The organism is Streptomyces sp. NBC_00513, assembly GCF_041431415.1.
Lineage (GTDB): Bacteria > Actinomycetota > Actinomycetes > Streptomycetales > Streptomycetaceae > Streptomyces.
In genome coordinates this window covers 4,342,138-4,364,072 of record NZ_CP107845.1, presented here as the reverse complement: position 1 = coordinate 4,364,072, position 21,935 = coordinate 4,342,138, and the positions used below count along the sequence as shown (strand labels likewise).

The 21,935-nt window shown below is 71.2% G+C and carries 23 protein-coding genes; 10 read left to right on the top strand and 13 right to left on the bottom strand.

Annotation, left to right across the window (positions count from 1 at the left end; all coding sequences use genetic code 11):
- Positions 1 to 46 precede the first annotated feature (46 nt).
- Positions 47 to 1,651 (top strand): hypothetical protein, encoded by a 1,605-nt coding sequence (locus tag OHA84_RS20195; RefSeq protein ID WP_266970410.1) that lies wholly within the window; start codon positions 47 to 49, stop codon positions 1,649 to 1,651.
- Positions 1,652 to 1,695: 44 nt separating this feature from the next.
- Positions 1,696 to 2,322 (top strand): NUDIX hydrolase, encoded by a 627-nt coding sequence (locus OHA84_RS20190; protein ID WP_053680841.1) that lies wholly within the window; start codon positions 1,696 to 1,698, stop codon positions 2,320 to 2,322.
- A gap of 126 nt (positions 2,323 to 2,448) precedes the next feature.
- On the opposite strand, the gene rlmB is transcribed toward OHA84_RS20190, so the two are convergent.
- From rlmB to OHA84_RS20165, 5 genes are all read right to left on the bottom strand, one after another.
- Positions 2,449 to 3,420: a 23S rRNA (guanosine(2251)-2'-O)-methyltransferase RlmB gene (gene rlmB, locus OHA84_RS20185; RefSeq protein ID WP_053680839.1), complete on the bottom strand. Its 972-nt coding sequence runs from the start codon at positions 3,418 to 3,420 to the stop codon at positions 2,449 to 2,451.
- Positions 3,421 to 3,529: 109 nt separating this feature from the next.
- Positions 3,530 to 4,930: a cysteine--tRNA ligase gene (gene cysS, locus OHA84_RS20180; RefSeq protein WP_053680837.1), complete on the bottom strand. Its 1,401-nt coding sequence runs from the start codon at positions 4,928 to 4,930 to the stop codon at positions 3,530 to 3,532.
- Positions 4,931 to 5,021: 91 nt separating this feature from the next.
- Complete coding sequence (gene ispF / locus OHA84_RS20175) at positions 5,022 to 5,528, bottom strand: 2-C-methyl-D-erythritol 2,4-cyclodiphosphate synthase (RefSeq protein ID WP_053680836.1); 507 nt, start codon at positions 5,526 to 5,528, stop codon at positions 5,022 to 5,024.
- Complete coding sequence (gene ispD / locus OHA84_RS20170) at positions 5,518 to 6,264, bottom strand: 2-C-methyl-D-erythritol 4-phosphate cytidylyltransferase (protein WP_053680834.1); 747 nt, start codon at positions 6,262 to 6,264, stop codon at positions 5,518 to 5,520. The genes ispF and ispD overlap by 11 nt, the downstream gene beginning before the upstream one ends.
- Positions 6,265 to 6,595: 331 nt before the next feature.
- A complete protein-coding gene (locus tag OHA84_RS20165) occupies positions 6,596 to 7,078 on the bottom strand; it encodes a CarD family transcriptional regulator (protein WP_003953493.1) in 483 nt (160 codons plus the stop codon).
- 612 nt (positions 7,079 to 7,690) lie between these two features.
- On the opposite strand from OHA84_RS20165, the gene OHA84_RS20160 reads away from it, so the two are divergent.
- Entirely contained in the window at positions 7,691 to 8,368 is a 678-nt protein-coding gene (locus OHA84_RS20160) for a hypothetical protein (protein WP_053680832.1), read from the top strand.
- A gap of 113 nt (positions 8,369 to 8,481) precedes the next feature.
- On the opposite strand, the gene OHA84_RS20155 is transcribed toward OHA84_RS20160, so the two are convergent.
- Both OHA84_RS20155 and OHA84_RS20150 read right to left on the bottom strand, forming a co-directional pair.
- A complete protein-coding gene (locus tag OHA84_RS20155) occupies positions 8,482 to 9,162 on the bottom strand; it encodes a response regulator transcription factor (RefSeq protein WP_030009598.1) in 681 nt (226 codons plus the stop codon).
- Positions 9,159 to 10,397 (bottom strand): cell wall metabolism sensor histidine kinase WalK, encoded by a 1,239-nt coding sequence (locus tag OHA84_RS20150; RefSeq protein ID WP_053680830.1) that lies wholly within the window; start codon positions 10,395 to 10,397, stop codon positions 9,159 to 9,161. Before OHA84_RS20150 ends, OHA84_RS20155 begins: the two co-directional genes overlap by 4 nt.
- Positions 10,398 to 10,627: 230 nt before the next feature.
- Between OHA84_RS20150 and phoU the strand changes: the two genes are divergently transcribed.
- The 3 genes from phoU (at position 10,628) to OHA84_RS20135 (ending at position 12,275) form a co-directional block, all read left to right on the top strand.
- Positions 10,628 to 11,305: a phosphate signaling complex protein PhoU gene (gene phoU / locus OHA84_RS20145; protein WP_053680829.1), complete on the top strand. Its 678-nt coding sequence runs from the start codon at positions 10,628 to 10,630 to the stop codon at positions 11,303 to 11,305.
- Positions 11,306 to 11,502: 197 nt separating this feature from the next.
- On the top strand, positions 11,503 to 11,652 hold the full coding sequence (locus OHA84_RS20140; RefSeq protein WP_199826583.1) for a hypothetical protein: 150 nt from the start codon (positions 11,503 to 11,505) through the stop codon (positions 11,650 to 11,652).
- 425 nt (positions 11,653 to 12,077) lie between these two features.
- On the top strand, positions 12,078 to 12,275 hold the full coding sequence (locus OHA84_RS20135) for a hypothetical protein (RefSeq protein WP_053680826.1): 198 nt from the start codon (positions 12,078 to 12,080) through the stop codon (positions 12,273 to 12,275).
- 69 nt (positions 12,276 to 12,344) lie between these two features.
- Here the strand turns inward: OHA84_RS20135 and OHA84_RS20130 are convergent, their stop codons facing one another.
- From OHA84_RS20130 to OHA84_RS20120, 3 genes are all read right to left on the bottom strand, one after another.
- Positions 12,345 to 12,674, bottom strand: a complete 330-nt coding sequence (locus OHA84_RS20130) for a hypothetical protein (RefSeq protein WP_159041497.1) — start codon at positions 12,672 to 12,674, stop codon at positions 12,345 to 12,347.
- A gap of 35 nt (positions 12,675 to 12,709) precedes the next feature.
- Positions 12,710 to 12,964 (bottom strand): NUDIX domain-containing protein, encoded by a 255-nt coding sequence (locus OHA84_RS20125; protein WP_266970414.1) that lies wholly within the window; start codon positions 12,962 to 12,964, stop codon positions 12,710 to 12,712.
- Between the two features lie 93 nt (positions 12,965 to 13,057).
- On the bottom strand, positions 13,058 to 13,819 hold the full coding sequence (locus OHA84_RS20120; RefSeq protein WP_053680821.1) for a phosphoglyceromutase: 762 nt from the start codon (positions 13,817 to 13,819) through the stop codon (positions 13,058 to 13,060).
- Positions 13,820 to 14,026: 207 nt separating this feature from the next.
- Here OHA84_RS20120 and OHA84_RS20115 point away from each other — a divergent pair, with 207 nt between their 5' ends.
- On the top strand, positions 14,027 to 15,367 hold the full coding sequence (locus tag OHA84_RS20115; protein ID WP_266970417.1) for an MFS transporter: 1,341 nt from the start codon (positions 14,027 to 14,029) through the stop codon (positions 15,365 to 15,367).
- Positions 15,368 to 15,413: 46 nt separating this feature from the next.
- Here the strand turns inward: OHA84_RS20115 and OHA84_RS20110 are convergent, their stop codons facing one another.
- The gene (locus tag OHA84_RS20110) at positions 15,414 to 15,905 is read right to left on the bottom strand and encodes a YbjN domain-containing protein (RefSeq protein ID WP_053680868.1); all 492 of its coding nucleotides are present in this window, start codon (positions 15,903 to 15,905) and stop codon (positions 15,414 to 15,416) included.
- Complete coding sequence (mshA, locus tag OHA84_RS20105) at positions 15,898 to 17,280, bottom strand: D-inositol-3-phosphate glycosyltransferase (RefSeq protein ID WP_053680819.1); 1,383 nt, start codon at positions 17,278 to 17,280, stop codon at positions 15,898 to 15,900. The genes OHA84_RS20110 and mshA overlap by 8 nt, the downstream gene beginning before the upstream one ends.
- Positions 17,281 to 17,489: 209 nt before the next feature.
- On the opposite strand from mshA, the gene OHA84_RS20100 reads away from it, so the two are divergent.
- From OHA84_RS20100 to OHA84_RS20090, 3 genes are all read left to right on the top strand, one after another.
- Positions 17,490 to 18,302, top strand: coding sequence for a class I SAM-dependent methyltransferase (locus OHA84_RS20100; protein WP_266970420.1), 813 nt, complete (start codon positions 17,490 to 17,492; stop codon positions 18,300 to 18,302).
- A gap of 211 nt (positions 18,303 to 18,513) precedes the next feature.
- Positions 18,514 to 19,614 carry an NlpC/P60 family protein gene (locus OHA84_RS20095; protein WP_371591428.1) on the top strand — a complete coding sequence of 367 codons (1,101 nt, stop codon included), beginning with the start codon at positions 18,514 to 18,516 and terminating at the stop codon, positions 19,612 to 19,614.
- A gap of 505 nt (positions 19,615 to 20,119) precedes the next feature.
- Positions 20,120 to 21,409, top strand: a complete 1,290-nt coding sequence (locus OHA84_RS20090) for a PP2C family protein-serine/threonine phosphatase (RefSeq protein WP_053680812.1) — start codon at positions 20,120 to 20,122, stop codon at positions 21,407 to 21,409.
- Between the two features lie 62 nt (positions 21,410 to 21,471).
- On the opposite strand, the gene OHA84_RS20085 is transcribed toward OHA84_RS20090, so the two are convergent.
- Positions 21,472 to 21,810 (bottom strand): DUF2516 family protein, encoded by a 339-nt coding sequence (locus OHA84_RS20085; RefSeq protein WP_053680866.1) that lies wholly within the window; start codon positions 21,808 to 21,810, stop codon positions 21,472 to 21,474.
- Between the last annotated feature and the right edge of the window lie 125 nt (positions 21,811 to 21,935).

Below are 21,935 nucleotides of genomic sequence, written 5' to 3'. Positions count from 1 at the left end.
AGAATCAAGGGAGTTGTGTCAGTCGGTCATCTGGGGGGAGCCGCACATGTCCATTCGCACGTCCGAGCAGGAACAGTCAGGTGAACCGGAAGAGCCGTCCGCGGGGGCGGAGGTCCTGACGGCGGGTGACCCGAACGGCCCCCCGCTGAATCCGCTGCAACCGGCGCGGCGGGAGCCGAACCAGTTGGTCTTCGGCGACCTCACGGACTATCCGGTGATGGCCCAGGCCCTGGACAACCAGTGGCTGCCCGCCGAACTCGCCTCCTCCCGACAGCACCCGGACGCGGTGTCCGGCCCCTCCCCCGAGACGGTCGCGGCCGCCGCCGGCGAACTGCGCCGCTCCCTCGTGAACAGCGGGACCCTGGTCGTGAACCGGGCGTTCATCCTCAACAACGAGGCGCTGTACTCCTCGTACCTGCCGACCGCCGATCCGCTGGAGCGCGGCGCGTTCGCCAAGCTGCTCAACTCCCGCGCCCTCGTCCCCTTCCTGTTCGCCGAACGCACGGCCACCACCGACTTCGCCTGGGGCTACGACCGCCGGGTCCACACGGCGTGGAGCCGGTTGCTGGAGGAGGAGGCCGATCCCTCGCTCGTCCGCTTCGACTGGGACGACGCGCGCAACGGGCCGACCACCGCCCGGATCGGCAACTGGTTCTCCCAGCAGCTCTCCGTCCTGAAGCGGCTCGACGCGGCCGAGCTGGCGTCGAGCCTGGGCATCTCCATCGCGCAGGCCCAGGCCATGCGCGACGGGATCCTGCGGGACCTCTACATCTGGGCCGGCGACCAGGACAACGACCAGTCGATCACGCGCAATGCCGTCTACCAGCGGTTCCTTTCGCGGCCCGGCACCGAACCGTACGAGAACCTGCTGCTCGACGGGCCGCACATCGTGCCCTTCAAGCAGCTGATCGACCTGCTCTACAACCTGGGCGTCCCCACCGCGAGCGGCCTGGTGGCGCTCACCCCGCCGGACTCCCCGCCCCGATCGGCCCTCCAGGAACTCCGCCGGGAGAATCCCCGCGAGAACGACCCGGAGGCCATCGGGCTGCTGCTGCGGGCCCTGATCGCCGACGACCTGCACCGGGCGGTCGACGGACCCAATTCGTACGCGGGGCTGGGTCTGGCGGACGTGGTGCTGCTGCGTCGGGAGGAGGAGTGGCGGGCGTACATCAACACTTTGTCGGCCTTCCTGGACGGCAGTTTCGCGGATGGCCGGCTGCCCTCGAAGGAGGAGTTCACGGCCGGTACCCGCGAGGTGGCCCGCCGGCACGCGCGGATGCTCCAGGTCACCCGTCGGCTCAGCAGTTCCGACACCGGCTTCCGCCGCGAGATCGCCACGGTGCTGGTGTTGGAGTCGGCCGGGATCGCGATGGAGGTGCTGGCCGGCGAGACCCCGTCGGTGCCGGAGGCGGCCTTGGCCCTCCTCGTCGCGACGGCGGGCCCGCTGACGATCCGGCTCCAGTTCCGCGACCGGGGCGGTGCGCGCGGGCTGGGACGAGGACTGAGCCACAGCATGACGTTTCCGGCCCTGAGGCTGGGCAGTCTCCAGAGGGACTGGACGACGATCCTGCGGGTCCTCGGAGCCGAGGTCACCCCCACGGACCGTCACCCGGGCGGCCCCGGCCGGCTCGCGGACCGCCAGACGGACTGACCGAACCGGCCGAACGGGCCGAGACGATACGACGGGGGACGCCCATGACCGGAGTCGACGAGTACGAGGCCCTGCGCGCGGCGCGGCCCGAGCTGTTCCGCAACCTGCCGGACGGGATCGAGATCCTGACCGACCCGGCGGCCGTCGCGGCGGCGGGCGGGGTCCTCTACCGGGACCGGTACCTGACGCTGCTGCGCGACCCGGTGCGCTTCCCGGACGGTCGCGAAGGCACGTACATCCGGTCGATCGGGACGACGGCCGAGCCGGGGTGCGTGGTGTTGCCGCTGCTGGACGGCGAGGTGGTGCTGATCGAGCACTTCCGGCACGCCACCCGGTCCTGGCACTGGGAACTGCCCCGCGGCTTCGGTACCGGCGGTCTGGACGATCCGGCGAACGCGGCCAAGGAGCTGCGCGAGGAGATCGGGGCGGCGCTGCGGGAGCTGATCCCGCTGGGCGTGCTGCACCCCGACACGGGGTTGCTCGGCGACCGGGTGCTGCTGTACGCGGCACGGATCGACGGGATGGGCGAGCCGGCGCACGGGGAAGGCATCCGCAGTGCGCTGACGGTGCCGTTCGACGAGGCGGAGGCGATGGTCGCGGACGGCCGGATCACGGACGCCTTCACCATGGCGGCCCTGCTGCGCGCCCGCCTGGCGGGCCTGGGGAACTGACCCCGTACCGGTGCCCCTTGCCCCGGTCCGCCGGAAGCCGCCTCCGGGGGCGGCCCTCCGACGGACCGGAGCAGGGACCCGAGTACGTGACTGGGGTGCGGACCGGGTCGGGCGATCGGGCGCGGATCAGAGGCGGGGGGCCTCGGCGCGGCGGCGTGCGGCCTCGTACAGGACGACGCCCGCGGCCACACCGGCGTTGAGGGACTCGGCGCCACCGGGCATCGGAATCCGGACCAGGTGGTCGCAGTTCTCGCCGACCAGACGGCCCAGGCCCTTGCCCTCGGAACCGACCACGATGACGACGGGACCGACGAGCGCCTCCAGGTCGTTCACCGTGTGGGTGCCCTCGGCGGCGAGGCCGACGATGGTCATGCCGGCCTTCTTGTACTCCTGGAGGGCGCGCGTCAGGTTGGTGACGCGGGCGACGGGGGTACGGGCGGCCGTGCCGGCCGAGGTCTTCCAGGCACCGGCGGTCATGCCGGCGGCGCGGCGCTCGGGGATGACCACGCCGTGGCCGCCGAAGGCGGAGACGGAGCGGACGATCGCACCGAGGTTGCGCGGGTCCGTGACGCCGTCGAGGGCGACGATCAGCGGGTCCTCGCCGTTGTCGTAGGCGGCGGCGGTGAGGTCCTCCGGGTGCGCGTACTCGTACGGCGGGACCTGGAGCACCATGCCCTGGTGGTTGAGCCCGTTGGTCATCCGGTCGAGCTCGGGGCGCGGGGCTTCCATCAGGTGGATGTTGCCGCGCTCGGCCGCGAGCTGGAGGGCCTCGCGGACGCGCTCGTCGTTCTCGATGAACTGCTGGACGTACAGGGTCGTGGCGGGAACACCGTCACGCAGCGCCTCGAAGACCGGGTTGCGGCCGACGACCATCTCGCTCGTGCCCTTGGGACCGCCGCGGCGCGGGGCCGGGCGGCGCTTGGCCGCCTGCCGGGCCATCGCGTTGCTGATGCGGTTCGCCTTGTGCTTCTTGCGGTCCTCGGCCTTGGGCGTGGGGCCCTTGCCCTCCAGGCCCCTGCGCCGCTGGCCACCGCTGCCGACCGTCGCGCCCTTCTTGTTGGACGTGCGACGGTTCCTGCGCTGGCTGTTCCCGGCCATGACTTCTACCTGATTTCGTTGGTGCTGCGGTATGTACGTATGAAGAGTGTGCCGCCCGGGGGGCCGGGCGGCACAGTCGGACTGCTCCGGTGGTACTGCTCCGGTGGGCTCAGCGGGGGCCGAGCGTCCAACGGGGTCCCGTGGGGCTGTCCTCGATGACCAGGCCGGATTGCTGGAGCTGGTCGCGGATGGTGTCGGCGGTCGCCCAGTCCTTGCGGCCGCGGGCGGACTCGCGCTGCTCCAGGACGAGGCGTACGAGCGTGTCCACGGCGCCGTGCAGGTCCTCGCCCCGGTCGGTCTCGCCCGCCCAGTGCGGGTCGAGCGGGTCCAGGCCGAGGATGCCCAGCATGGCCCGCACCTCGGACAGGCGCGCGATGGCCGCGTCCTTGTCGTCGGCGGCCAGGGCGCTGTTGCCCTGGCGGACCGCGGTGTGGACGATGGCGAGCGCCTGCGGGACGCCGAGGTCGTCGTCCATGACCTCGGCGAAGGCGAGCGGGACCTCCGCGGCGGGCTCCACGGGGCCGCCGGCCTTCTCGATGACGCGCTGGTAGAAGCCCTCGATGCGCGCGAAGGCCGACTCCGCCTCGCGCAGCGACTCCTCGCTGTACTCGATCATCGAGCGGTAGTGGGGGGTGCCGAGGTAGTAGCGCAGGACGATCGGGCGCCACTGCTTGAGCATCTCGGAGACGAGGACCGAGTTCCCGAGGGACTTGGACATCTTCTCGCCGGACATGGTGACCCAGGCGTTGTGCACCCAGTACTTCGCGAACTCGTCGCCGTAGGCCTTGGCCTGGGCGATCTCGTTCTCGTGGTGCGGGAAGATCAGGTCGAGCCCGCCGCCGTGGATGTCGAAGGCACTGCCGAGGTACTTGTGCGCCATGGCGGAGCATTCGAGGTGCCAGCCGGGACGACCGCGGCCCCAGGGCGTCTCCCAGTCGGGCTCGCCGGGCTTGGTGGCCTTCCACATCGCGAAGTCGCGGGGGTCCCGCTTGCCCGTGATGCCCTTCTCGGAGGGCTGGCGCAGGTCGTCGATGTTCTGGTTGGAGAGTTCCAGGTAGCCGGGGAAGGAACGCACGTCGAAGTAGACGTTGCCGTCCGCCTCGTAGGCGTGACCGCGCTCGATGAGCGTGCGCATCATCTCGATCATCTCCGGCACGTGACCGGTGGCGCGGGGCTCGTACGTGGGCGGGAGGCAGCCCAGCGCGTCGTAGCCGTCGTTGAAGGCGCGCTCGTTCTCGTAGCCGATCGACCACCAGGGGCGGCCCTGCGTCTCGGCCTTCGCGATGATCTTGTCGTCGATGTCGGTGACGTTGCGGATGAAGGTGACGTCGAGGCCGCGGTAGGCGAACCAGCGGCGCATGATGTCGAAGTTCAGGTACGAACGGACGTGCCCGATGTGCGGGGCGGCCTGCACCGTGGCGCCACAGAGGTAGATCGAGACACAGCCCGGCGTGAGGGGGGTGAAGTCACGGATCTGCCGGGCGCTGGTGTCGTACAGGCGAATAGTCACGGCATCCAGGGTAGTGCGCGCGTAGCAGTGCCCCGCGACCCTTTGGGGACGCGGGGTGACGTTTGTGGCGCGAGACCCGGCGCGAACGCTCTCACTCGGGCGATTTCCCGGTGTTCGTCCGGTAGACGAGGGCCGTGGCGATGGCGGCGAGGCCCTCGGCCCGGCCGGTCAGGCCCAAGCCGTCGGTCGTGGTTCCGGACACGGCGACAGGGGCGCCCGCGGCGGCGGCGAGCGCCTTCTGTGCCTCTTCGCGCCGCCTGCCGATCTTCGGGCGGACGCCGATCACCTGGATCGCGATGTTGCCGATCTCGAAGCCCTCGGCCCGTACGATCCGGGCGGCCTCCGCCAGCAGGACGACGCCGGCGGCGCCGGACCACTCGGGGCGGGAGGTACCGAAGTGCGCGCCGAGGTCGCCGACACCGGCGGCCGAGAAGAGGGCGTCACAGGCCGCGTGGGCGGCGACGTCGCCGTCGGAGTGACCGGCGAGGCCGTCCTCCCCGTCCCACAGCAGGCCCGCGCACCACAGTTCGCGGCCGGTCTCGAAGGCGTGCACGTCGGTGCCGATGCCGACCTGCGGGATCAAGGGACTAGTAGGCATCGGTGGCCCTCCTGCGGGCGAGTACGGCCTCGGCGAGGACCAGGTCGAGCGGACGGGTGACCTTGAAGGCCTCTTCGTGGCCGGGCACCACCACGACGGTGACGCCCAGTTGTTCCACCATGCCGGCGTCGTCGGTCGCGCCCTCGCCCCGTACGGCGACCCGCTCGTGGGCCCGTACGAGAGTGGCGAGGTCGAAGCCCTGCGGGGTCTGCACGGCGCGCAGTCGGGCCCGGTCGGGCGTGGCGACCACCGGCTCGGGCTCGCCGGGCTTCCCGGGCTCGACCTCCTTGACGGTGTCGGCCAACGGCAGCGCCGGCACCACGGCGGGGGCACCCTGACGGACGGCCTCCACGACGGAGTCGACGGTGTCCACGGGTACCAGCGGCCGGGCCGCGTCGTGGATCAGCACGGCGCAGACGTCGGCCGGCAGGGCGTCGAGCCCGGCGCGCACGGACTCCTGGCGGGTCGCGCCGCCGGGCACCACGAGGACCTCGGTCCGCTCGGGCAGCGCGTGCTCGTCGAGCATGCGGCGCACCTCGGGCGCGTCGTCGGGCGGGGCGACGACCACGACGAGGGAGACCGCGCGGGAGCGGGCCATCGCGCGGACGGCGTGGATCAGCATGGGGATCCCGCCGAGGGTCCGCAGCGCCTTGGGGGCGCCGGGGCCGAGGCGCAGCCCGCGCCCGGCCGCCGGGATCACGGCGGCGGTGCGGGGGGTACGCGTTTCGTCAGACATCAGTAGCTCCGAGCCAGGTTTGTGACTTCGGCCGACATGGGTATGGCCTCAAGGGTGCCGGGTGCGACGCCCTCGCCCCTTCCGTGACGACCGGTCGAGCCGGCTGCCCGGACCCGGCACGCCAGTGAGATCCGCACCTCGGTGAGGGTTGCACCACAGTGTGAAAACCAGCAGGGTGGGCACCGCGGAGCGCGTTCCGTGGAACAAGCAGCGCAGGCAGTACGCACAAGCATGGGTACAGACATGCCGCAGCGCCCGGCGACAAGTTTCCTTGTCATCGGGCACCGCGGCACGACTGTGTACGACCGGTCGTGTAAGACCGGTGTTCGCGTCAGGACGCGAGAACCTCGTCGAGGAGAGCCTCGGCCTTGTCCTCGTTGGTGTTCTCGGCGAGCGCGAGTTCACTCACCAGGATCTGGCGCGCCTTGGCGAGCATGCGCTTCTCACCCGCGGAAAGCCCGCGCTCACGCTCACGACGCCACAGGTCACGCACGACTTCGGCGACCTTGATGACATCGCCAGAAGCGAGCTTCTCCAGATTTGCCTTGTAGCGCCGGGACCAGTTCGTCGGCTCTTCGGCATACGGTGCGCGAAGCACCTCGAAGACCCGGTCCAGCCCGTCCTGGCCGACTACGTCGCGAACACCGACGAACTCCGCATTGTCCGCAGGCACACGAACCGTCAGGTCGCCCTGGGCGACCTTGAGCACCAAGTAGGTCTTGTCCACGCCTTTGATCTGACGAGTCTCAATGGCCTCGATCAGCGCGGCCCCGTGATGGGGATAGACCACGGTGTCGCCAACCTTGAACGTCATGTGACAGGTACCCCTTCCGTGGCTATCCAGGGTAACACGAGAACGGACTGTTATGAATGGCGTTTTCGCAGGTCAGGGCACATCTCGGGGCTTGACAACAGCGAGGCGAACGTGCTGCGAAGGACTTCCGGAAGGGGGTATTCGCAGGTCGGAGGCGCTGTGCGGACCAGGAGAAACGGCCACGTTACACCTGACAGACGCCCCGTCCAGTGTGACGTACATCCCGTTTTGCCCGTTTCGGTAACCGAAAACCCGACTACTCCGTTCGACTGGCGGGCTGGCGTACGGGGCGGTTCCGGCCCAATCCCGAATTGATCATCGAGGGGTGTTCGAAGGAATCCCGGAATTGATCATCGAACGGCCGGCGCGCGATATGGGGAATGCGAGATCACGGGCGGATCCCCCGAAGATCGCGGGGTGATCGCGGAACCGGCGCAGGGCGGCCGGCGCGCTGCGGAGGGTCGGGTGCGGGGGCGGGGCGGCGGCTCGGTAACCTAAGCGCGCTGACACACCCTTAGGGCGGCTTCCCTCAGCCGCCCCAGGGGGAACCTCCCAGCGCACTGGCTGGGGGCGTCCACCCTCCGTCCGAACGTCCAAGGAGTTGCCGCCGCCGTGAGCCGCAGCCTTCGACGCGGCGCCCTCGCCGCTACCGCCGTCGTCTTCTCGATCGCTGCGCTCGCCGCATGCGGAGCGGGCAACAACGCCCAGACCCTCGAGATCAAGCCGGACAACGCCGCCATCACCAAGGGCGACATCAAGATCCAGAACGCCCTGGTGATCACCCAGAGCGAGCAGGACAAGAAGGGCCCGGCGGCCGTCTCGGCGACGGTCTTCAACACCGGCACCCAGGCGCAGACCCTTGACGGCATCACCCTCGCGGGTGGCAAGAGCAAGGTCGTCCTGAAGAACGCCGAGGGCGCGGGCAAGATCACCGTGCCTGCCGGCGGCTCCGTCGTCCTGGGCGGCACGGGCAACGCCTCCGCCGTGGTCGTGGGCGGCCGCGAGGCCGTCGAGGACGGAAACGTCCAGAAGGTCACCTTCCAGCTCAGCAGCACCGGCGACGTGGCGCTGGACGCCTTCGTCGTCCCGGCCGCGGGCATGTACGCGGGCTACGGCCCGACCGTGGCCCCGGCCGCCGCGCCGAGCCCGTCGGCCTCCCCGTCCGGTACCGTCTCCGGATCCCCCTCGGGCACCCCGTCCGGTGGCCCCTCCGGGTCCGCCGCGGGCACCCCGTCGGGCGCGACCTCGGGCAAGCCCTCGGGCTCCCCGTCGCAGAGCGCCGGGCACTGAGCCCCGGCCGTCACGACGCACGTACGGGAAGGGCCCCCGACCGCTCCGGCGGTCGGGGGCCCTTCCCGTTTCCCGTTGCGCGGTCCGACCCGGGTCGGGTCGGAGGCGCCGGCCTACGGCTCGAACTTGTAGCCGAGGCCGCGCACGGTGACCAGGTAGCGCGGGGCGCCCGGGTCCGGCTCGATCTTGGCGCGCAGGCGCTTGACGTGGACGTCGAGGGTCTTGGTGTCGCCGACGTAGTCGGCGCCCCAGACCCGGTCGATGAGCTGCATGCGGGTCAGTACGCGGCCCGCGTTGCGCAGCAGCATCTCCAACAGGTCGAACTCCTTGAGCGGGAGGTCCACCTTGCCGCCGGAGACCGTGACCACGTGCCGGTCGACGTCCATCCGTACCGGGCCGGCCTCCAGGGCCGCCGGGGTGACCTCCTCCGGCTCGCCGCGGCGCCGCAGCACCGCGCGGATGCGGGCGACCAGCTCCCGCGAGGAGAAGGGCTTGGTGACGTAGTCATCGGCTCCTATCTCCAACCCGACGACCTTGTCGATCTCGCTGTCCTTGGCGGTCACCATGATCACGGGGACGTTGGAACGGCCGCGCAGCTGCCGGCAGACCTCGGTGCCGGGCAGGCCGGGGAGCATCAGGTCGAGGAGGACGAGGTCGGCGCCGTTGCGCTCGAACTCGTCGAGCCCGTCGGGCCCGGTCGCGGCGATGGCGACCTCGAAGCCCTCCTTGCGGAGCATGTAGGACAGGGCGTCGCTGAAGGATTCCTCATCCTCGACGACGAGCACTCGGGTCACGGAAGGACCTCCGGGGCAGGGATGGCTGTTTCTGTTTCAAGCAGGGGTCGGGCGGGTGCGGGGGCCGTCGCAGGGGCCTGCGCGGCCGCTTCGGGCAGGCGCAGGGTGAACGTGGAGCCCTGGCCCTCGGAGCTCCACACCGACACCTCCCCGCCGTGCGATGCCGCCACGTGCTTCACGATCGCGAGACCCAGTCCGGTTCCTCCCGTGGCGCGGGAGCGGGCCGGGTCCACGCGGTAGAAGCGCTCGAAGACACGTTCGCGGTCCTTCTCCGGGATGCCGATGCCCTGGTCGGTCACGGCTATCTCGATCAAGTCTCCTCCCGGCGCGGTGACCCGGCGCGCGGCGATGCCGACGCGGGTCCGGGCCGGGCTGTAGTTGACGGCGTTCTCCACCAGGTTTCCGAGGGCCGCCGCCAGCTGCCCCCGATGTCCCCACACCCGCAGTTCGGCGGTGCCGCCGGCGGCCATGGTGATCTGCTTGGAGGTGGCCGTGTGCCGACAGCGGTCGATGGCCTCGGCCACGAGGGTGTCCACCCGCACGGGCTCGGCGTCCTCCAGGGCCTCGTCGTTCTGCACCCGGGAGAGGTCGATGAGCTCCTGTACGAGGTTGATCAGGCGGGTGGACTCGATCTGCATCCGGCCCGCGAAGCGGCTGACCGCCTCGGGGTCGTCGCAGGCGTCCATGACCGCCTCCGAGAGGAGGGAGATCGCCCCGACGGGGGTCTTCAGCTCGTGCGACACGTTCGCGACGAAGTCGCGGCGCACCGCCTCGATGCGGCGGGCCTCGGTGAGGTCCTCGACGAGCAGCAGCACCAGGCGGGAGCCGAGCGGCGCCACTCGGGCGGAGACCGCGAGGGCCTCGCCGCGGCCGGTGCCGCGGCGGGGCAGGTCCAGTTCGATCTGTCGTATCTCGCCGTCCCGGCGGGTGTCGCGCGCCATGTGGAGCATGGGTTCCACGGCGAGCTTGCCGCCGCGGACCAGCCCCAGCGCGTACGCCGCCGAGCTGGCCTTGACCACCGCGTCACCCTCGTCGAGGACGACGGCGGAGGAGCGGAGCACGGAGAGCACGGTGTCCACGCCGGGCGGGAGCACCGCGTTGATGTCGGGGCGCATGGAGCTCCGGGTGGGGCGGGCCTGGTCGCGCTCGCTCCAGCGGAACGCCAGCATCGCGATCACACCGGTGCAAAGACCGGCAATCGCTGCAGCTGCGGCGACCGCCGCGTTCACGTCCATGCACCCAGGTTAAGCAGGTGCAACGACACTTCCACAGCCGTTCGGGTGGCAGCTCGAACACTCGTCGCCCAGAGTTCACCCTGGCGACGGGGTTGATTCACTTGCGGTGCCGGAGTCGGACGCGTTCGAGGCCCACCGTGGCAACGTGAGGCAAGAAGCCACGCAGCGATAGGGCAGTAGTAGTAAGAGTCCGCGACATCAGCGGGCGAGCAGTCGAGAGAGGGACCACCATGCGCGACGCGTACCACGAGGAACTGGACTCGATCGGAGAAAGCCTGGTCGAGATGGCCCGGCTCGTCGGTTCCGCGATCGGGCGGGCCACGACCTCCATGCTCGACGCCGACCTGAAGCTGGCCGAGAGCGTCATCGCCGGGGACCAGAAGGTCGACGACCTCCAGCACGACCTGGAGGCGCGGGCCATCGCCCTGCTGGCCCGGCAGCAGCCGGTCGCCACCGACCTGCGCATCGTCGTGACCTCGCTGCGGATGAGCGCCGACCTGGAGCGCTCCGGCGACCTGGCGCAGCACGTGGCGAAGCTGGCGCGGCTGCGCTTCCCGGACACGGCGGTACCGCGTGACCTGCACGCGACCATCCTGGAGATGGGCCAGTTGGCGCAGCGCCTGATGGCGAAGGCGGCCGAGGTCATCATCACGAAGGACGTCGACCTGGCCCTCCAACTGGAGCAGGACGACGACGAGATGGACCAGTTGCACCGCACGCTGTTCCAGCACCTGATGGACGACCGCTGGAAGCACGGCATCGAGACGGCCGTCGACGTGACGCTGCTGGGCCGGTACTACGAGCGGTTCGCGGACCACGCGGTGTCGGTCGCGAAGCGCGTCGTGTACCTGGTGACGGGCGAACACGCGGACGAGCTCCAGCAGCCCACGCAGGTGGAGGGCATCTGACGCGTGTGACCGGCCGGACGGGGTCGGGGGCGGGGCGTCGTCGAGTCGGGGGCGGGGTGCCGTCTGGTCGGGGCGAGCCCCAATGCGCCGTTGACGCGCCGGTGCGGCTGGGCATGAATGAGGCGAAGGCACGAAGGCACGAAGGCACCACGCCGTACGACGACGACCTGTGCGCACGCCGCCTGCGAGGAGGATCCATGTCCGATTCCCCCGTCCCCATCACCCCGGAACACGAGCAGCCGCAGCCCCGGGAGCCGCTCCGCCTTCCGTTGCTCGCGGCCTGCGGGTGCGGCTCGGGCTGCGGCTGCGGCTGCCAGTCCGGCGCCCCCTGCCAGTGCGGCGGCTGACCCCGCCCGCCGGATCCACGTATGCGAGGGCCCCGTCCGACCCCGTCGGACGGGGTCCTTCGTGCACGCGAACTCCCTTGGCAGGGAGTCGAGTTCACTCGGATGCCATGTACGGATCCCCGTGTGCCCCAGGTTCGACGCGTGGACTTCTTCGCGCGCTTCTGGTGGGTCTTCGCGCTGTTCGGTGTTCGCCGGTGTGGCCACGGTCGCCCCGGTGAGAGGGTTCGTGCGCGAAGGGGCCGATCCCGACCCGGTGGACAGGTGTCCCGCTTCTCCCTGCGCCGCCGCTCCGCCTCGGACCGCCACAGGCCGTGAGGCCAGGGGGCGACGCCCTGCCCCGCGGACTGCCCGGCGGACTGCCCGGCGGGCCCCGCACCCCCGAATCTCGGCTGCGCTCCACCACTTCCGCATGCGATCTTGCCCGCATGAAGGAAAACGTCCCGGCGCCACTGACCATCGCCGACAGTGAGATCCTCGCGGGCCGCACCATCTCCGCGATCAAGACCATCCACGAGCACCTCGGACGCTCCCTCCAGGAAGCCGTCCTGGTCTACCACGACCGATGTGATGTCCTCCGGCGCGAACAGCCCGACGCGTTCGCCGTGGCGCTCGACGACCACTGAACGGGCTTGCACGGCACGCGGAGCGGGCCGAAGGCGCGAGCGTCGCCGCCGAGCGGGTCCGGGAAACCCTCAGGGCCCGGTCTCGGCACGGAACTCGTCGAGGAGCTCGAAGAACAACTCCACGGCCGGCGTGCCCGCCGCCTCGGCTGCTCGCTCGATCTCCACCGCCCAGCCCAGGGCGCTTGGGTACCGCATGTCGAGCCGAGGCCACAACCATTCGCCGAAGGGGCCGAAGTGCTCGAAGATCCCCATGCTTGGTGCGCCGTGTACCTCGGTGGCGACGCGGTACCCGTAGAGGATCGATTGGAGATCCCGGAGCGGGAAGGGGGGACGCAGGTGCATGCCCGGTCGTAGGCGTACCTCATCCAGGAAGTCGTGGACGTCGTGCAGCTCGCTCAACTTTCGCGGCGCACCTCCCGCCGCGGGCGAGGACGTCATACGGAGGTTCCCGTCGGGCGCCTGCCGTCATGGCTGCGGACGTGGGGGCCCGCACCGTCCAGGGCGTCCGGGAGCCGGACCGCGTAGACCTCCGGGGACTCGCTGAGTTCGAGGACTCCGCCCGGCAGTTCCCACGTCCCGCTGTCCGCGCGACGGATCGCCAGGAGCCGGCCGTCCTCGCGCAGCACCGCCCCGGCCACGGACACGGAGTGCGGTGCCTCTGACTTGCCCTGCGGGGAACTCGTACTCATGTGCGGGAGCTTAGGAGGAAGAGGGGGCCCGTACGACGAGAAACCCCCCGTCCGCCGGGAAACGGCGGACGGGGGGCTGTTCGTGGCTTGGGACTACTTCTTCTTGCCCTGGTTCTTGACGGCCTCGATGGCGGCCGCGGCGGCGGCCGGGTCGAGGTAGGTGCCGCCCGGGTTGAGGGGCTTGAACTCGGCGTCCAGCTCGTAGGCGAGCGGGATGCCGGTCGGGATGTTGAGGCCCGCGATGTCCTCGTCGGAGATGCCGTCCAGGTGCTTGACCAGGGCGCGCAGCGAGTTGCCGTGCGCGGCGACCAGGACGGTGCGGCCGGCGAGCAGGTCCGGGACGATGCCGTCGTACCAGTACGGCAGCATGCGGACGACGACGTCCTTGAGGCACTCGGTCTTCGGGCGCAGCTCCGGCGGGATGGTCGCGTAGCGCGGGTCCTCGGACTGCGAGTACTCCGTGCCGTCCTGGAGGGCCGGCGGCGGGGTGTCGTACGAGCGGCGCCACAGCATGAACTGCTCCTCGCCGAACTCGGCGAGGGTCTGGGCCTTGTCCTTGCCCTGGAGGGCGCCGTAGTGGCGCTCGTTCAGGCGCCAGGAGCGGTGGACGGGGATCCAGTGACGGTCGGCTGCCTCGAGCGCCATCTGCGCGGTGCGGATCGCGCGCTTCTGGAGCGAGGTGTGCACGACGTCGGGGAGCAGGCCGGCGTCCTTGAGCAGCTCACCGCCGCGGACCGCCTCCTTCTCGCCCTTCTCGTTGAGATTGACGTCCACCCAGCCGGTGAACAGGTTCTTCGCGTTCCACTCGCTCTCGCCGTGGCGGAGGAGGATCAGCTTGTACGGTGCGTCGGCCATGCGTACGAGCCTAATGGACGCCCCGGGGCGCTCGCGCGCGGTGTCCAGGGGGCTCGGGGGGCTTTCGTACGGGCCGCGGGGACCCGCTCGTTCGGTACTCGGGAGGGGGTCGTTTGACGTTCGGCGTCAATTGACTGGCGGGGCACCACGGACGTTCGTAGCATGCGGAAAGCCGTAGAGACACTTACATATCCTGGGGGAATCCGTATGTTCACAGGCCGTTTGACGCGGATTGCCCGGGAAAGCGTGGGGGGTCTTCCGCGCGCGTTCTGGTGGCTGTGGACGAGCACCCTCGTCAACCGGCTCGGGGCGTTCGTCGCGACGTTCATGACGTTGTACCTGACCTTGGAGCGGGGCTACTCGGGCTCGTTCGCCGGTCTGGTGGTGGCCCTGCACGGGCTGGGCGGTGTGGTGTCCTCGCTGGTCGCGGGGGTGATGACCGACCGGCTGGGACGGCGGCCGACGCTGGTGGCGGCGCAGGCGTCGACGGCGTTCTCGGTGGCGCTGCTCGGCTTCATGGAACACCCGGCGGCGATTGCCGCGGTGGCCCTGCTGGTGGGCATGACCTCGAACGCCTCGCGCCCGGCGGTGCAGGCGATGATGGCGGACCTCGTGCGGCCGGAGGACCGGGTCCGGGCCTTCGCGCTGAACTACTGGGCGATCAACCTGGGCTTCGCCGTGTCCGCGACGGTGGCGGGGTTCATCGCCGAGTACAGCTACCTCGCCGGGTTCCTGGGCGAGGCCGCGCTGACCCTGGTGTGCGCGGTGCTGGTGTTCGTGAAGCTGCCCGAGTCCCGGCCGGAGAAGAGCGCCGCGGAGAAGGCGGCGGCCGAGCCTGAGATCGGGATGGGGACGGTGCTGCGGGACGGCCGGTTCATGGGTGTGGTCGGGCTGTCGTTCCTGATCTCGCTGATCTTCATGCAGGGCTCGTTCGGACTGCCGCTGGCCATGGGCGAGGCCGGATTCTCGACGGGTGACTACGGGCTCGTCATCGCCGTGAACGGGGTGCTGATCGTGTTGCTCCAGATCCCGGTCACCCGGTTCATCGAGCACCGGGATCCGCAGATGCTGCTGGTCCTGTCGGCGCTGCTGGCCGGGTACGGGTTCGCGCTGACGGCCTTCGGCGGGGCCGTGTGGAGCCTGGGGTTGGCCGTGTGCGTGTGGACGCTGGCCGAGATCGTGAACTCGCCGACGCAGATGGGGCTGGTCGCCCGACTGTCCCCGCTGCACGGCCGGGGCCGCTACCAGGGCATGTACACGTTGTCCTGGGCCGTGGCCTCGCTGGTGGCGCCCCTGATGGCGGGGTTCACGATCGACCGGTTCGGCGCTTCCTGGCTGTGGGCCGGCACCGCCGGTCTGGGCACGGTGGCGGCGCTGGGCTACTGGCTGCTGATGCGCAACCTGCCCGAGGTCGGCGAGTCGGCGGCGCCGGCGGTCGCCGTGGTCGAGGCCCCGGTCCCGGCCCAGGTGCCGGCGGCCCAGCCCGCCGGGGTGGTCCAGGCGCCGACGCCGGAGCGGACGCCGGCCGCGACCCCGGCCGAACTCTGACGCGGCCTTCCGCGCGAAGGCTCGGCCTTCCGCGCGAAGGCTCGGGTCAGGTGCCCGCCGGGCGGGTCAGGTGCTTGAAGGCGTCGAGGTTGTAGGTCGGTTCGCCGCGGGAGACCCGCCATTCGTACTCGCGGCGGATGGCGCTCGCGAAGCCGAGTTCCAGCAGGGTGTTGAAGGCGCCGTCCGCCGCCTCCAGGACGGTGCCCAGGAGTCGGTCCAGGTCGTCCGGGGTGACCACGGTCAGCGGCAGTCGGGCCGTCAGGTACACGTCGCCGAGGCGGTCGACGGCGTAGGCCATCCCGTACAGCTTGAGGTTGCGTTCCAGCAGCCAGCGGTGGACGCCCGCCTCGTTCTCGTCGGGGTGCCTGATGACGAAGGCGTTGACCGACAGGGAGTGCTTGCCGACGCGCAGCGAGCAGGTCGTGGAGAGCTTGCGGGTGCCGGGGAGCTGGACGACGTACGTGCCCGGGTCCGGGTTCTCCCAGCTCAGCTCGGCGCCGTTCAGCGTGGCTTCGATGATCTCGGCGGTGTCAGCCATGGTGGGAGCGTACGCGACGGCGATGATCATGCATGGCCGCGGTGTAGACGTCGGCGGTGCCCGCCGCCGCGGTGTCCCAGCCGAAGAACTGCGCGTGCCGGGCCGCCTCGCCGCCCATCCGGTCCGTGAGCCCGGGGTCGTCCACGAAACGCCGCAGCTCACGGGCGTAGTCCACCGGGTCGTGGCCGGGTACGAGGATGCCCGTGACCCCGTCGTTGACGGCCACCGGCAGGCCGCCGACCTCGGCGGCCAGGACGGGCGTGCCCGTGGCCTGGGCCTCCAGGGCGACGAGCCCGAAGGACTCGTTGTAGGAGGGCATGACCAGCACGGAGGCCGCGCGGAACCAGTCCGCGAGCCGGTCCTGCGCGACCGGCGGCTGGAAGTGCACGAGGTCCGCGATGCCGAGTTTCGCCGCGAGCTTCTGGAGCCCCTCCGGTTTGGCGAGCCCGCTGCCGCTCGGCCCGCCGACGACGGGGACGAAGAGCCGCCTGCGCAGCGTCGGGTCCCGGTCCACCAGCTCCGCGACGGCCCGCAGCAGGACGTCGGGGGCCTTGAGGGGCTGGATGCGGCCCGCGAAGAGGGGGATGACGGCTTCCCGGGGCAGCCCGAGGCGGGCGCGGGCGGCGGCGCGGCCGTCGCCGACGGTGAACCGGTCGAGGTTCACCCCGGGGTGGACGACGGCCACCTTCCCGGGGTCGGCCTCGTAGTGCCGTACGAGTTCGTCCGCCTCCTCGGCGGTGTTCGCGATCAGCCGGTCGGCGGCGGAGACGATCTGGGTCTCGCCGATGACGCGGGCGGCCGGTTCGGGCGTGTCGCCCTCGGCCAGCGCCGCGTTCTTGACCTTGGCCATGGTGTGCATGGCGTGGACGAGGGGCACGCCCCAGCGTTCGGCGGCGAGCCAGCCGACGTGGCCGGAGAGCCAGTAATGGGAGTGGACGAGGTCGTAGTAGCCGGGGCGGTGCCCGGCCCAGGCCTGCATCACACCGTGGGTGAAGGCGCACAGCTGCGCCGGCAGCTCCTCCTTGGCGAGGCCCTCGTACGGGCCCGCGTCCACGTGTCGTACGAGGACGCCGGGGGCCAGCTCGACGGCCGGCGGAAGCCCTCCGGTGGTGGCCCGGGTGAAGATCTCGACCTCGATGTTGATCGCGGCGAGGCGCTTGGCGAGCTCGACGATGTACACGTTCATCCCGCCCGCGTCGCCGGTCCCCGGCTGGTGCAGCGGTGAGGTGTGCACGCTGAGCATGGCGACGCGGCGCGGCTTGCGGTGGTGGCCGACGGCCGGGAGGCGCAGGCGCGGCGGGTCGTGACGGGTGCTGCGGGCGGCGGCTATCCGACCGCTGATGCTGCCGCCGAGGCGGGACACGTACTGGCTCAAGGGAGCAGTTCCTCTCGCTCGGACGACTCGGGCGACTCGTACGACGCGTACACCGGGTGCCGCGCGGACGGCATGGCGAACGGAGCGCGGGCGGCGCTCTTCCAGCAGTGCAACCCGGACGGCGGTGCCCCGCATTCCGGGGGGCACCGTTTTCCTCGGTCGTTTGCCGGATTTTTATGTTGGGTGTGCGCTCCGCATACGCTCGGTGCATGGCCTCCCGCAGCACCCCGCCGCCCCCGAGACGCCCCGTGGGCACCGTGACGCGCGGGACCACGAACCCGAATCGTCTGCGCCGCATGGACCGCTGGATCGCGGCGACGCACGGGGCGGCGCTGCGGCGGGCGACGGCTCCCGTCGCGGTCGACCTGGGTTACGGGGCGGCGCCGTGGACGGCGGTGGAACTGCTGGCGCGGCTGCGCGCCGCGGCCCCCGCCGTGCGGGTGGTCGGCATCGAGATCGAGCCGGCGCGGGTGGCGGGTGCCAAGCCGTACGAACGGGAGGGCCTGACCTTCCGGCACGGCGGCTTCGAGGTGCCCCTGGACGGCGGCGAGGCACCGATGCTGATCCGCGCCGCGAACGTGCTGCGCCAGTACGACGAGGAGCGGGTCGAGGAGGTGTGGCGGCTGCTGTGCGCCCGGCTGGCCCCCGGCGGGCTGCTCGTCGAGGGGACCTGCGACGAGATCGGGCGCCGGCACGTGTGGGTCGCGCTCGGTCCGCAGGGGCCGCGCACGGTGACGTTCGCGACCCGGCTGGGGTCGCTGGAGCGGCCGTCGGACCTGGCCGAGCGGCTGCCGAAGGCGTTGATCCACCGGAACGTCCCGGGTGAGCCGGTGCACGCGTTCCTGCGCGACTTCGACCGGGCGTGGGCGGCGGCGGCCCCGTACGCCTCGTACGGGGCGCGGCAGCGCTGGATCCGCACGGCCCGGGCCCTGGCCGGGACTTGGCCGCTGGCGGACGGGCCGGTGCGGTGGAGGCAGGGGGAACTGACGGTGCGTTGGGAGGCGTTGCGCCCGACGGGGTGAACCTCGCGTGTCGGGGAACCCGCGCCCGGAGCGGCCCGTTGAGTCGTCAGGGGCGGGCGTGACGTGGCCGGTGATGATCAGGGGGGCATCCGCAAGGGTGTCGGAATTCACGGACTCGTGGCACCATCCCGAAGGCAGTGCCAAGTTACTGATGAATAGTCAGATCTGGTGTGGGATGACATCGGTCTGACGCGGGGCACCTGGGGGGACCATGGGGACCGTGAAGCGAGCGCACCGACGGGGCGCATCCGCTCTCACACTGTTGTGCGCGATGGCGATATTGACGGCCCCGGGCCTCGGACTCTCGGGGACGGCGCACGCGGCACCCGCCGCTCCCTCCGTGCCCGGAGCGCCGGCGGCGCCCACGCCCGAACCGGGAGCCAAGTCCCTGGAGCAGATCCGCAAGGAGATAGAGGATCTGTACCGCCAGGCCGGAAGCGCCACGGACGCCTACAACCTCGCGGAGAGCGAGACGAAGGTCCAGTCGGAGCGGATCGTCCAGATCGCGCAGTTGATCGTGGCCGGCCGCGAGCGGATCAGCGGGCTGAAGGACCGGGCCGGCGCCGCCGCCCGCGCCCAGTACCGCTCGGGCGGACTGCCGGCGGGCGCGCGGCTGGTGCTGAGCGACAGTCCGAGCCAGTTCCTGGACTCCAAGGACCGGCTGCGGCAGGGCGAGAAGGCCACCACGGACCTGCTGACCGAGCTCGACCGCACCCAGCACGACCTCCAGCGGTACGCGAAGGACGCGAGCACGGTCTGGCAGAAGCTGGAGACGAACCGGGTCGAGCGGGAGAAGTCCAAGAAGCGGATCGAGGAGAAGATCAAGGCCGCGCAGGACCTGGAGAGCAAGCTGGAGGCCGAGGAGAAGGCCCGGCTGCTCCAGCTGGAGCAGGAAGCCCAGTACAAGGCGCAGACGCAGTGGCTGTCGTCCGGCGCGATGAAGGACGTCAGCGGCAAGGCGACGGACGCGGGCAAGAGGGCGGTCCAGTTCGCCACAGCCCAGGTGGGCAAGCCGTACGAGTGGGGCGCCACGGGCCCGGGGTCGTTCGACTGCTCGGGCCTGACCTCACAGGCCTGGCTGGCGGCGGGGAAGGCGATCCCGCGGACCTCGCAGGAGCAGTTGCGGCTGCGGAAGGTCGCCGTGAAGGACATGCGGCCGGGCGATCTGATCATCTACTTCGACGACGCGAGCCATGTCGGGATGTACGTCGGGGACGGGGCCATGGTCCACGCGCCACGACCCGGCCGCGACGTGACGATGGCGGGCGCGGGCTCGATGCCGATCAAGGCGGTCGTCCGCCCGGACGCGTAGCCGCGCAGCGGCCGGTCCATGGGGTGGCGGGGTTCTCGCCGGCCCGATCCGGGCGGGGCCGTGGGCGCGTGACGCGCGGCCCACGGTGCCCGGCGGCCCGGTGGGTCCGGGTCGGGCTTCCGACGGGTACCGGGCCGGGCCCCCGGAGCGGGCTCCCGGGGCGGGCTCCCGGGGCGGGCTCCCGGGGCGGGCTCCCGGGGCGGGCTCCCGGGGCGGGCTCCGCTTCCCACTCCGGGCCGGGTACCCCTGGCGGGGACCCCCGCGGGGGTCGGTTTCGCCCGGTGCGCGTGGTGAAGCCCACATCGGGTCATCTCGGCAGCCGGGACTTCGGTCCTCCCACCGTGAGCTTGGTCATCCCATCAGCCCGCATTTCCCCCGCGATAACGGCATATGACGGAGGCCCTCCCCGGGACCTCCACCGGACCGCCATTCCGCTCCCCCGTTCCGGCCCGCTAGGGTCGAGCGCATGAGCGCACCCTCGGGGGGAGGGAAGGAACCGGAGACGATGCCCCTACCCATACCGCGGCAGAGGGAGAACCTCGCCACGGAGGGCGGCCAGGCCCTGTTGGCCACCGCCGTCGAGCACGTCCCGACCACCATCCCGGTCCCCGTACCCGCGCAGACGTCCCTGACCCTCCTGGTCATCGAGGACGATCCCGCGGGCGGCCTCACCGTGCCCGAGATACTGGACGCCGACGGCCATCGCATACGACTGCGCACCGCCCGCAACCTCACCGAGGCCACCCGGCTGCTCACTCCCGACGTGCACTGCATCCTGCTGGACCTGTCGCTCGCCAACCCGGGACCCGGTACCGCCGACGACCGGTTCGCCACGCTCCGCGAGGTCCTGCGGCTCGCCCCGCGTCACGCCGTGCTGGTGCTGACCGCCGAGGCGGACGCGGAGCACGCCGCCGAGGCGGTACGGGTGGGCGCCCAGGACTACCTCTTCCGCGACGAGCTCGACGGACGGCTGCTGAGCCGGGCCATCCGCTACGCCGTGGAGAGAAAGCGCGCCGACATAGCCCAGTACAAGCTCGCGGAATCGAAACTCCGGGCCCAGGAGAACGCCCGCCTGGAACGCGGACTGCTCCCGAACCCCCTTCTGGAGGGTTCCGACCTCCGCTTCGCCGCCCGCTACCGGCCCGGCCGCAGCCGGGCCCTGCTCGGCGGGGACTTCTACGACACGGTCCGCACCCCGGACGGCACCGTGCACGCGATGATCGGCGACGTCTGCGGCCACGGCCCCGACGAGGCCGCCCTCGGTGTCGAGCTGCGCATCGCCTGGCGGGCGCTGACCCTCGCGGGACTGTGCGGGGACGATCTGTTGGCCACGCTCCAGGAGGTGCTGGAGGTGGAGCGCCCCTGCGAGGAGATCTTCGCGACGCTGTGCACCGTGGACATCGCCCCGGACGGTCGGCGCGCCGGCCTCTGCCTGGCCGGTCATCCGGCACCGCTGATCTCCAGGCCGGGTCGGGCCGCGCGGCTCCTCCCGTACGAGAACAGCGGGCCGGCGCTCGGACTGCTCCCCAAGGCCCGCTGGCCCCGCCGCCAGGTCGAGCTGGGCGGGACCTGGAGCCTCATGCTCTACACCGACGGCCTCATCGAGGGGAAGATCGGCCAGGGCAAGGAACGGCTCGGACAGGACGGAATGATCGAGATGATCAACCGGCATCTGGATCAGGGGCTGAGCGGCGAGAGCCTGTTGGAGGCTTCCGTCACCGAGGCCCGGCGCCTCAACGGCGGCGAGCTGACCGACGACGTCGCCGTGGTCCTGCTCTCCCGCGCGGAGGGCTGAGCCCGGCGCACGGCGCCGGGCCCACCACCGGGACCCCCGGCCGGGAGTTCCTGCGAGAGCGCTTATCGGCCGCCGTTGTACGGACCGTACGGACCGTCGCTGCTGCTGCCGCCGCTGCGCCGACCGCCGCCCGACACCTGCTTCAGGGCAGGTCGAACGTCGACCATGAAGACGATGGAGGCCACCAGGCCGGCGATCTGCAGGAACAGCATCCCGAGGAAGAAGTCCACGAGGATCGTGATGCCGAGGATGACCAGCCAGAAGGTCTTGGTCTTCTTGTCGGCCGCCCGGTAGGCGTCGTCGCGCGCCATCAGCGCCAGCACGAAGGCCACGACGGCGAGCGCCAGCATGGCGTATCCGAGCAACGGGATGACCCCGTTGTCGAAACCGTTCATCAACATCGCCTCGACCACCTTCTTCCGCGTCTGATGCCCTTCGCCCCCACGCTACCGGGGGAAGCGGCCCTCACCCATGACAACGGACCGGACACCTTCCCGGTGCCCGGTCCGTCGCCTGTCCGATCGGC

Bases quoted from the DNA above. Each gene is read 5' to 3' on its own strand.
- OHA84_RS20150 (WP_053680830.1), bottom strand. From the start codon at position 10,397: ATGGACGTGAACGCGGCGGTCGCCGCAGCTGCAGCGATTGCCGGTCTT.
- OHA84_RS20085 (WP_053680866.1), bottom strand. From the start codon at position 21,810: ATGTTGATGAACGGTTTCGACAACGGGGTCATCCCGTTGCTCGGATAC.
- ispD (WP_053680834.1), bottom strand. From the start codon at position 6,264: ATGTCTGACGAAACGCGTACCCCCCGCACCGCCGCCGTGATCCCGGCG.
- OHA84_RS20120 (WP_053680821.1), bottom strand. From the start codon at position 13,819: ATGGCCGACGCACCGTACAAGCTGATCCTCCTCCGCCACGGCGAGAGC.
- OHA84_RS20100 (WP_266970420.1), top strand. From the start codon at position 17,490: ATGGCCTCCCGCAGCACCCCGCCGCCCCCGAGACGCCCCGTGGGCACC.
- rlmB (WP_053680839.1), bottom strand. From the start codon at position 3,420: ATGGCCGGGAACAGCCAGCGCAGGAACCGTCGCACGTCCAACAAGAAG.
- OHA84_RS20140 (WP_199826583.1), top strand. From the start codon at position 11,503: ATGTCCGATTCCCCCGTCCCCATCACCCCGGAACACGAGCAGCCGCAG.
- OHA84_RS20090 (WP_053680812.1), top strand. From the start codon at position 20,120: ATGCCCCTACCCATACCGCGGCAGAGGGAGAACCTCGCCACGGAGGGC.
- OHA84_RS20095 (WP_371591428.1), top strand. From the start codon at position 18,514: ATGGGGACCGTGAAGCGAGCGCACCGACGGGGCGCATCCGCTCTCACA.
- phoU (WP_053680829.1), top strand. From the start codon at position 10,628: ATGCGCGACGCGTACCACGAGGAACTGGACTCGATCGGAGAAAGCCTG.
- OHA84_RS20190 (WP_053680841.1), top strand. From the start codon at position 1,696: ATGACCGGAGTCGACGAGTACGAGGCCCTGCGCGCGGCGCGGCCCGAG.
- OHA84_RS20135 (WP_053680826.1), top strand. From the start codon at position 12,078: ATGAAGGAAAACGTCCCGGCGCCACTGACCATCGCCGACAGTGAGATC.
- OHA84_RS20165 (WP_003953493.1), bottom strand. From the start codon at position 7,078: ATGACGTTCAAGGTTGGCGACACCGTGGTCTATCCCCATCACGGGGCC.
- OHA84_RS20110 (WP_053680868.1), bottom strand. From the start codon at position 15,905: ATGGCTGACACCGCCGAGATCATCGAAGCCACGCTGAACGGCGCCGAG.
- ispF (WP_053680836.1), bottom strand. From the start codon at position 5,528: ATGCCTACTAGTCCCTTGATCCCGCAGGTCGGCATCGGCACCGACGTG.
- OHA84_RS20115 (WP_266970417.1), top strand. From the start codon at position 14,027: ATGTTCACAGGCCGTTTGACGCGGATTGCCCGGGAAAGCGTGGGGGGT.
- OHA84_RS20195 (WP_266970410.1), top strand. From the start codon at position 47: ATGTCCATTCGCACGTCCGAGCAGGAACAGTCAGGTGAACCGGAAGAG.
- OHA84_RS20125 (WP_266970414.1), bottom strand. From the start codon at position 12,964: ATGAGTACGAGTTCCCCGCAGGGCAAGTCAGAGGCACCGCACTCCGTG.